This is a genomic window from Ligilactobacillus acidipiscis DSM 15836, assembly GCF_001435755.1.
Taxonomy (GTDB): domain Bacteria; phylum Bacillota; class Bacilli; order Lactobacillales; family Lactobacillaceae; genus Ligilactobacillus; species Ligilactobacillus acidipiscis.
The window spans coordinates 1-6,627 of sequence record NZ_AZFI01000118.1 but is presented as its reverse complement, the minus strand read 5'-3'; the positions used below and the strand labels follow the sequence as shown (position 1 = coordinate 6,627).

At 37.2% G+C, this 6,627-nt stretch carries 7 protein-coding genes; 6 read left to right on the top strand and 1 reads right to left on the bottom strand.

What is annotated here, in order from left to right; all coding sequences use genetic code 11:
• Positions 1-19: 19 nt before the first annotated feature.
• Positions 20-256: a helix-turn-helix domain-containing protein gene (locus FC65_RS07890; protein WP_056972204.1), complete on the bottom strand. Its 237-nt coding sequence runs from the start codon at positions 254-256 to the stop codon at positions 20-22.
• A gap of 144 nt (positions 257-400) precedes the next feature.
• On the opposite strand from FC65_RS07890, the gene nrdD reads away from it, so the two are divergent.
• The 6 genes from nrdD (at position 401) to FC65_RS07860 (ending at position 6,604) form a co-directional block, all read left to right on the top strand.
• Positions 401-2,560, top strand: coding sequence for an anaerobic ribonucleoside-triphosphate reductase (gene nrdD, locus FC65_RS07885; protein ID WP_382405784.1), 2,160 nt, complete (start codon positions 401-403; stop codon positions 2,558-2,560).
• Positions 2,561-3,247, top strand: coding sequence for an anaerobic ribonucleoside-triphosphate reductase activating protein (gene nrdG / locus FC65_RS07880; protein ID WP_056972200.1), 687 nt, complete (start codon positions 2,561-2,563; stop codon positions 3,245-3,247).
• A gap of 357 nt (positions 3,248-3,604) precedes the next feature.
• On the top strand, positions 3,605-4,003 hold the full coding sequence (gene spxA / locus FC65_RS07875; RefSeq protein WP_010498925.1) for a transcriptional regulator SpxA: 399 nt from the start codon (positions 3,605-3,607) through the stop codon (positions 4,001-4,003).
• Between the two features lie 148 nt (positions 4,004-4,151).
• Entirely contained in the window at positions 4,152-4,901 is a 750-nt protein-coding gene (locus FC65_RS07870) for an adaptor protein MecA (RefSeq protein WP_056972198.1), read from the top strand.
• A 113-nt stretch (positions 4,902-5,014) separates the two neighbouring features.
• Positions 5,015-6,034 carry a competence protein CoiA gene (locus tag FC65_RS07865; protein WP_056972196.1) on the top strand — a complete coding sequence of 340 codons (1,020 nt, stop codon included), beginning with the start codon at positions 5,015-5,017 and terminating at the stop codon, positions 6,032-6,034.
• 141 nt (positions 6,035-6,175) lie between these two features.
• The gene (locus tag FC65_RS07860; RefSeq protein WP_056972195.1) at positions 6,176-6,604 is read left to right on the top strand and encodes a gluzincin family metallopeptidase; all 429 of its coding nucleotides are present in this window, start codon (positions 6,176-6,178) and stop codon (positions 6,602-6,604) included.
• Positions 6,605-6,627: the final 23 nt, after the last annotated feature.

Below are 6,627 nucleotides of genomic sequence, written 5' to 3'. Positions count from 1 at the left end.
TTCATTTACACAAACTATTTTATACTCTCGCCAGATCAGCAGACTTTTTACCACGTGAAGTGTCATCAGTTTTCCCTAATAAATAATCAGATGAAACCCCCAAAACAACTGCTACTTTTTCTAAATTTTCAGCACTTGGCTTTTGTTTCTCCCATTTATAGATGGCATTTTTACCCAAACCGGCTTTATTATTTAAAGATAATAGACTTAAACCACGGTTTTTTGAAATAAATTTAACCCTGTCTAATACTGACACGCAGGCATTTCTCCTAGTCATGACTCATTATATTGTGTCAAATTTGTAATCAATACCTATATATAGTATGATACTGACTATTGACAAACAACATCTTGCGTATTGGCATAAGAAATCGTTACATAATAGTTCAGAAGGGGGATAATCGAATTGATAAATATCAAGGAACATTTAAAGGTAAAAGTTAGTTTACCAACAGAAGTTGTAAAACGTGATGGTTATCCGGTAAAATTTCAACTTTATAAATTAGAAAACGTGCTTGAAAATTTAAATTTAGAAGCAAAATCTTCTACCTTGTTAAATACACTACTGGCTTCTTTTAACGGGCAAAGTTCGATCACCGCGCAGGAACTTTCTCAAAAAATGGTCGAAGTACTCGAGCATTTTGGTTATCAAAATGAAGCACAAGCATATCTTACTTATCGGCAAAAAGAAGAGCAATCATGGAAAGAACAGACCGACCCACGTACAAGGTTAGAGAGGCTGCTTTCACAAGATCCAGAATTAGTACATGAAAATGCCAACAAGGATAGTAATGTTTTTAATACACAGCGTGATCTGACAGCTGGGACGGTAGGAAAGACTTTAGGTCTTAAGTTAATGCCACAACATGTGGCTAAAGCACACTTACGTGGTGATATTCATTATCATGACCTTGATTATACTCCGTGGAGCCCGATGACTAACTGCTGTTTGATCGATTTTAAAGAAATGTTGACTAATGGCTTTAAAATCGGTAATGCTGAGGTCGTAAGCCCACACTCGATTCAAACTGCAACGGCTCAGATGTCACAAATTATTGCCAATGTTGCTTCTAGTCAATATGGTGGATGCTCAGCCGACCGTGTCGATGAACTCTTAGAGCCGTTTGCGCTTAAAAATTATCACAAACATTTGGTAGAAGGGGCGGAATTTATTGACAGTCAGGAAAAAGTCGAGCAGTTTGCAAAGAAACGGACTAAAAAAGATATTTATGACGCCATGCAAGCCCTGGAATACGAAATCAATACTTTGTTTTCATCGCAAGGACAAACGCCATTTACCACTTTAGGATTCGGTTTAGGAACTTCGTGGATCTGTCGTGAGATCCAGAAATCTATTTTAAGGATCAGGATCACTGGCTTAGGTAAGGAAAAGAGAACGGCTATTTTCCCTAAACTCGTTTTTACAATTAAAAAAGGGGTCAACTTTGCGCCAACAGACCCTAATTATGATGTTAAAGAATTAGCGGTCGAATGTGCAACTAAAAGAATGTATCCGGATGTTTTAATGTACGATAAAATCAAAGAAATCACCGGGAGCTTTAAAGTTCCGATGGGTTGCCGTTCCTTTTTACAAGGCTGGACAGATGAAAACGGGGTCGAAATCAATTCTGGACGGATGAATCTCGGTGTTGTGACAGTTAATTTACCCAGGATAGCTTTAGAATCTCATGGCGATTTTGACTTGTTCTGGCAAATCTTTGAGGAACGAATGAATATTGCTAAAACTGCGTTAGATTTCAAAGTTAAGCGTGTCTTAGATGCAACTCCTGAAAATGCGCCGATCCTTTACCAGTATGGGGCATTTGGCAAGCGTCTTAAACCGGATGATGATGTGTCAGTGATGTTCGATCATGAACGTGCTACTGTTTCTTTAGGGTATATTGGATTATATGAAGTTGGGACTGTGTTTTTTGGCCCGAACTGGGAAAAAAATCAGGAAGCCCATGACTTTACAGTTTCGATCGTGCGCTCTTTAGATGCTCATTGTAAAAGGTGGTCCAAAGAAACAGGCTATCATTTTAGTGTATATTCTACGCCTAGTGAATCTTTGACTGACCGCTTTTGCAGGCTGGATCTGGCAAAATTTGGTGAATTGAAAGATATTACAGCTAAGGAGTACTACACTAATAGTTTTCACTATGATGTTCGCAAGCATCCTACACCATTTGAAAAGTTGAGTTTCGAAAAAGATTATCCGCAGTATGCAGCTGGTGGTTTCATTCATTATTGCGAATACCCAAATCTTAAACAAAACCCTAAAGCTTTGGAAGCAGTCTGGGATTGGGCCTACGATAAAATCGGCTATTTAGGTACAAATACTCCGATCGATCACTGTTATAAGTGTGGTTTTCAAGGTGAGTTCAAGGCTACTGCACGCGGTTTTGAGTGCCCCGATTGTGGAAACCATGACCCTAAAACTTGTGATTGTGTCAAGCGGACTTGCGGCTATTTAGGTAATCCATTGCAAAGACCAATGGTTCACGGCAGACATGTGGAGATTGCTTCTCGTAAGAAAAATATATCAAGTGAGATGAGATAAATGGGAGAACAGATCCGGATCACAGTTCACGGCGACACGGATTTTGTTGATAAATCCAGTTTAGCTCAAACAGACCCTGCTAAAGTAAAAAAAAGACGAGAGCGCAAAAGCAAACGAGTACGAGCACCGAAAAATCCTCGTCCGCAAGAATGGTTAGCAAAGGATCTGTCTCAAGGTTATATTGCTGATTATAAGCCGTTTAACTTTGTTGATGGAGAAGGGGTTCGTTGTAGTTTATATGTCAGCGGGTGTCTGTTTGCATGCCCAGGGTGCTATAACAAAGTTGCTCAGCAATTTAAATATGGACAACCTTATTCTAAAGAATTAGAAGATCAGATCGTGGCCGATATAGGACAAAGTTTTTGTCAGGGTTTGACCTTATTGGGTGGAGAACCGTTCTTAAATACTCAAGTTTGTTTATCTCTGATCGACCGTTTAAGAAAAGAATATGGCTCCAGTAAAGATATCTGGTCATGGACAGGCTATACGTGGGATGAATTACAAAAAGAGTCTGCTGATAAATTAGAAATGCTCTCTAAGATCGATATTTTAGTTGATGGTCGCTTCTTAGAACCGCTAAAAGATTTAACTTTGCAATTTAGAGGAAGTTCTAACCAAAGGATCATCGATGTGCAAGCATCTTTGAAAGCTGGTAAAGTCGTGCTATGGAAAAATTTAGTTCGCTAGTTAAAAAAGTAGCAAGCGCCTATTATTGAGCCTGCTGCTTTTTTGTAGTATTTTTTATCATGGATTTTGATAAAACGTGATTATTTTATAAATAAAGTTTTTCGAGATAAATCTGCCAACATATAAATTTATTAGCTCAATATACATTAGATATAGTTAATAATTAGAGTTACATAAAAGTTATCTAATGAAAAACGTTCTATATATATCAATGCTATTTATGACTATTTAGACTAATTCTAAATAAAAAAATAGTATTTTTACAAAAATATTTCAAAATAAGGTTTTATTTGTGTGAAATTAGTGTATAATAATGAGTGTAGAGAATATGGTTTAACTATTAAAGGAGCGATTTACATGGTTACATTATATACGTCACCAAGTTGCACTTCATGTCGGAAAGCTCGCGCATGGTTAACAGAACAGAATATTCCTTTTAAGGAACGCAACATCTTTTCAGAACCGCTCAGCATTAATGAGATTAAACAGATTTTACAGATGACTGAAGATGGAACTGAAGAGATCATCTCGAAGCGTTCAAAAGTTTATCAAAGCTTAGATGTTGACTTAGATGAACTTCCATTAAAAGAATTATTTGATTTAATTCGTAAAAATCCAGGTCTCTTGCGTCGGCCAATTATTATGGATGACAGACGTCTCCAAGTTGGTTACAACGAAGATGAGATCCGTCGGTTCTTGCCACGTGATGTTCGGGCAATGGAGTTAAAAGAAGCTCAAGCTTTGGCAGGATTTTAATTAAGAAGGTCAAACCGTCTGTGAATGCAGGCGGTTTTTTTTGTCCTATGTGGGCTAGACTGTGTATTTTTTGTTCAATGCGTGGTACAATCGAACTAATTGTTAAAATAGAGTTGTTTAGTTAAATTGAAAGGTGGGGCGACCACAGATGGAAATGGAGAAAATCAATGACAACACGATTCGAGTTCTTTTAGAAAACCAAGATTTGGCTGATCGTGGAGTTACAGTCCTAGATCTGTTAGGGAGCCAAAGTGAGATCGAAAGCTTCTTTTATAGCATTTTGGATGAAGTGGACGTTGATCATGAATTTAGAAATATTGATGCCGTAACTTTCCAAGTTTTACCTAACAGGAATGGTTTAGAGCTTTTTATTTCTAAAGTCGACCCTAACAACATGGACAAGATGCCTTATAATCCAGCCAATGATCACACCAATGATGCTTCGACTGATGAAATCAAGAAAACTTTAGATCAACTGAATATGAATGGCTTTGGAGTTAACGATGATGTAGCTGATTATATCCAAAACCATATCTCTAATTATCGAGATGAGAGAAAAACGAAGATTCAGGCGAGCGATGATCAGCAACAACATGATGATCAACTGACGATCAAACATTATGTAGTCGGATTTTCAGACTTCGAAGATTTTATTGAACTTGTAAAGACGGTCGGTGATAGTGATGTCACAGCTAGTTTATATATGTATAAATCACAATATTACCTTGACTTGGCCTTCGATACTCATGAGGTGTCGGTTGAACGGATCAAGGATTTTATGAGCAACATGTATGAATACGGACAGACTGTCACATTTGGGTCAGCTCTTTTACGTGAAAGAGGACATGTGATCGTTGAAAATAATGCATTTCATTGGGCTCTGAGTTATTTTAAGTAGTCTCTTTTAGAAAAACTTAAATATAAATTAGCAAGAATCAGCTTTTTTCAGAAGTAGTAGGAAAAAAAGCAGATTCTTGCTTTTTTTGCGTATTTTTTTATGGAGGTGTCAGGATGTTTTATGCAAAAGACCAACATGGAAACTATATCAGCGCGGAAAAAGCAAGCAAACAAAGTAGTTATTTTTGTCCAAGTTGTTTGGAAACAGTAGTTTTAAAACATGGACAGTTAAAAATAGCTCATTTTGCGCATCGAAAGCATGGTTGTTATGCGTTTAGCGAAGGTGAAACAGCAGAGCATTTGGCTGGGAAAAAATTATTGGCCTCTTGGTGTTATCAGTTTCATTGTCAAGTTGAATTGGAAGCATATCAAGAAGATTTTCGCCAAAGACCTGACGTTTTATGCCGTTTTAAAGATGGACATCGGCTTGCCTTTGAATTTCAATGCGCTCCTCTAACTGCAACAGCAATGTTTCAACGTTCGGCAGGCTATCAACAGCATAACTTCAAGTATGTTTGGATCTTAGGTCGACGTCATTATCCGCAGCGAAACTTGACTCAGCAAATCGCACAGTTTATTCGTTGGCACCATAATTTAGGCTTTTATTTGATTTATTTAGATACAGTTTATGAGCGGTTTGAAGTATTATATGGGATACAGATGGCCGATTTGCTGCCATTGAAGTATATGCGTTTTTTTGCCAGTAATTTAAAAGAATTAGAGAATTTTTTACATATTGACCACCACATTCGCTATTTTAGATTGACTAATTCAGAACAAGAAAAACAAATACGTCATTTGGTTTTTAAAATGCACCAGCGAAGTCGGCAAATTTATAGACTGCAAAACATGTGTTACGAGCGTCGGCTTTCATTTATTGATCTTGTAAAAGGGGTGCTCACAGCCGAGTATTTTCCGCCAATTTACCGGCAGCCGGCTTTTTTGTGGAAGGCACGTTTTTGTTTGTTGTTTCCTAGAAATGCAAAAAATACCAGCATGAAGAAGTTCTTGAATCAACACAATATCTTTATAATGCCGTTTGTTTCTTTGAATCAGTTTTGCTATTCAGAATGGACGGAGTTTCAAAAAATGACTGGTAAAATTGATTTTAGTCAAAATTATCGCTACAATTGATTGCAATACGAGAATTCCAAGTGACGAATAAGCTTTGTAGAACCAAAACTAATATCGTTTTTAGCTTATCTTATGCAGCGATTTTAGTTTTCCATTATTCGCTCGTTTCTTGTGACTCTTTTAAATATGAGGAGGTCAGTTATGTCTGAAGTTAAAAAAGTACCACAACGAAGTGAAGTTGCTCCGGAGTTGACCTGGAATCTGGGTTTAATTTTTGCGACTGATCAAGATTTTGAAGATGCATTTAAAAAGGTTAATATCGAAGCTGAGAAATTTAAGGGATATCAGGGCACTCTTTGTGATGGACCAGCTGCATTATTAGCTGCTGTCAAAGCCTTGTTGGACGTGTACCGTTTATCCGAAAAGGTGTATGTATATGCTAGTATGAAAAATGATCAGGATACAACGAATTCGAAGTATCAAGGTATGTTTTCTAGGGTTCAGGCACTAATGGCGTCAATAGAAGGAGAATTAGCTTGGTTTGACCCAGAACTTATGAGCCTAGGTAAAGAAAAGGTGCAAGAGTATTTACAACAGGAGCCAGAACTTAAAGAATATTCTCATTCCTGAATTATTCATACTTTTTGTCTTAA

Bases quoted from the DNA above. Each gene is read 5' to 3' on its own strand.
- nrdG (WP_056972200.1), top strand. From the start codon at position 2,561: ATGGGAGAACAGATCCGGATCACAGTTCACGGCGACACGGATTTTGTT.
- FC65_RS07870 (WP_056972198.1), top strand. From the start codon at position 4,152: ATGGAAATGGAGAAAATCAATGACAACACGATTCGAGTTCTTTTAGAA.
- FC65_RS07860 (WP_056972195.1), top strand. From the start codon at position 6,176: ATGTCTGAAGTTAAAAAAGTACCACAACGAAGTGAAGTTGCTCCGGAG.
- spxA (WP_010498925.1), top strand. From the start codon at position 3,605: ATGGTTACATTATATACGTCACCAAGTTGCACTTCATGTCGGAAAGCT.
- FC65_RS07865 (WP_056972196.1), top strand. From the start codon at position 5,015: ATGTTTTATGCAAAAGACCAACATGGAAACTATATCAGCGCGGAAAAA.